Annotated in this window: 2 protein-coding genes and 1 pseudogene (1 of these 3 only partly in view); all 3 read right to left on the bottom strand. The window is 64.6% G+C overall.

The features are described from left to right. A partial coding sequence (locus tag ACFE99_RS10850) for an arabinofuranosyltransferase (protein ID WP_375485078.1) occupies nucleotides 1-944 on the bottom strand: 944 nt, incomplete at its 3' end. Between the two features lie 2 nt (nucleotides 945-946). Next, nucleotides 947-1,726 carry a decaprenylphospho-beta-D-erythro-pentofuranosid-2-ulose 2-reductase gene (locus ACFE99_RS10845; RefSeq protein WP_375485076.1) on the bottom strand — a complete coding sequence of 260 codons (780 nt, stop codon included), beginning with the start codon at nucleotides 1,724-1,726 and terminating at the stop codon, nucleotides 947-949. Then, nucleotides 1,727-2,510: pseudogene (locus ACFE99_RS10840) on the bottom strand (FAD-binding protein); it runs 390 nt beyond the window's last position.

The raw sequence follows: 2,510 nt of genomic DNA, 5'->3' as shown, positions 1-2,510 counted from the left end.
ATCACCGCCCTGGGGCGCTGGGGGTGGGGGTGGGTTTTGCTGCGGGGGCCCCCGCGCGACGCCGCCAACAGCAGCGCCATCAGCACCACGGTGAACGCGCTGTACGCCAATAACAGCGTGTAAAAGGTGGCCGCAATGCCCAGGAAGATCCCGGCGCCGGTCACCGCGGCCCAACCACCGGATCGGGTCGCGCCGCCGAGCGTGACACCAGCGTCACGGTCGGCGCCGAGTGTGACAGCAGCGTCACGGTCGTGAGCGCGCAGCCCCGACCAGGTCAACACCAACACCGGCGGCAGCAGCACGGTGATCATCGCCGAGTACGGCTCCGGTGAACTGTAGGCCAGCATCACCGCAGCGGTCGCGACCGTGACGATCAGCGCGAACTCGAGGCGAACCATCCGCCACCACAGCACCAGCGCCACCGCGACCGCGATGGTGATCGAGGTGATTCCCCACGGCTTGTACGTCTCCCAGCCGGGTGTTCCGGTCAGGGCGGCGATGCGCCCGCCGATCCAGAACCAGCCGGGCGGGTAGAACGGCGGCAGACCCTTGTAGGTCATGTCGCGCAGCGCAGCGCTGTCGGTGAGTCGGGTCAGGTATTCGGTGCGGAACTGCTGGTCCACCGAGATCCCGAACAGATAGAGCTTGGTCGCGCCCAGCGGCATGCCCATCGTCACCACGCAGAATGCGGACACGAACACCACAGCCGCCAGCCGGGACAGCAGGCGGATCGCCGGCCGACCCTGCCGCCACAGCCAGCTGGTGGCCACCAACCCGACGATGCAGCCCACCTGGCCGACGGTGGTCAGCGCGTGCAGCTGGTTCGACGACGGGTAAGCGGGCCAGTTCACCCCGGCAATGGCCTGCAGCGAAACCACCGCGACCACAGCGGCAATCGCGGCGGCGATCGCCATCTGGCCGATGCTGGCCAGCGCGTTCCGCATACTCAGATCGGGAGCTTGCGGAAGATCGGCCGCGGGATATGACGCAATACCATCATCACGTAGCGAAATGTCGGTGGCGCCCAAACCAATTCCTTACCTTTCGCGGCCGCGCTGACCGCGAGGTTAGCGACTTGCTCCTTGTCGACTGTGAGCGGTGCTTCCTTGAGGTGGGCGCTCATCCGGGTACGGACTTGGCCGGGCCGGATGACCAGCACACGAACCCCGTACTGGCGCAAAGCTTCACCGAGACCGAGGTAGAAGCCGTCGAGACCGGCCTTGGTGGAGCCGTAGACGAAGTTGGAACGGCGTACCCGCTCGCCTGCCACGGTGCTCATCGCGATGATCTGCCCGGACCCTTGCGCTCGCATTTTTTCTCCGAGCAGCACCCCCACCGAAACCGCTGCGGTGTAGTTGATTTCGGCGATCTGCACGGCTTTGCGCTGGTTTTGCCAGAGTTCTTCGGCGTCGCCGAGCAACCCGAAGGCGACAATGGCCACGTCTATATCTCTGGCGCCGCCGCTCTCATTTTTAAAGGCCTGCTCGATCACCTTCGGGTGGCTGTCGGTGTCCAGCGCGTCGAAGTCGATCAGCTCCACCGACTTGGCGCCGGCGGCCGTCATCTGCGCGACGGCGTCGTCGCGGCCCGGATCGTCGGGCAGGCAGGCCAGCACGATACGCGCCGGGGCGTCTTGCAGGTAGCGCTCGCAGATCGCCAGCCCGATCTCGGATGTGCCGCCGAGCAGCAGGATGGTCTGCGGGTGACCTACGGCATCAAGCACCATTTAGAGCAGCTCCAGACGTCGGGCCAGGTCCGAGGCGAATACCCGCAACGGATCGACCTTGCGGCGCACCGCGATCCATTCGTCGATGCGCGGATACATCGCGTGAAACGTCTCGGCAGTCGTACGCGAGTCCTTGGCGGTGTATAGCCGGCCGCCGAATTCCAGCACGCGGCGGTCGAGTTCATTGAGGAACTTGCCCAGTCCCGGTTTCATCGGGAAGTCCACGCAAACGTTCCAGCCCGGCATCGGAAAGCTCAGCGGCGCTTGGTTGCCCGGTCCGAAGAGCTTGAACACGTTGAGAAACGAGTAGTGCCCGGATTTCTGGATGTCGTGAATGATCCCTTTGAATTCCTCGACCGCCTCGGTGGGCACCACGAACTGGTACTGGCCGAAGCCCGCCGACCCGAAGAAGCGGTTCCATTCGCCGAACATGTCCAACGGGTGGTAGAACTGCGTCAGATTCTGGACCTTCCCCCGATAAGTGCCGGATTTGCGGTACCACAGCTCGCCGATCGGGATGAAGGTGTACTTGTTGGCCAACCCGTTCGGGAAAACATCGGGCAATGTAAAGAGTTGCGGCGCATCGAATTTCAACGGATGGCGCTGAAGCTTCTCGGGTAGCTGGTCGAGGCGGGCCAGCGATCCGCGCGATATCGCGGCGCGGCCCAGCTTGGGCGGCGGGCTGATCGCGTCGAACCAGGCCGACGAATAGGTGTAGTTGGCCTCGCTCCCGTCGCTGTGGAAGGCCAAGCTTTCGTAGAGGCTCTGCGAGACGTCGCCGTCG

This window comes from uncultured Mycobacterium sp., assembly GCF_964249325.1.
GTDB lineage: Bacteria > Actinomycetota > Actinomycetes > Mycobacteriales > Mycobacteriaceae > Mycobacterium.
This window is presented reverse-complemented; position numbering and strand designations above follow the sequence as displayed.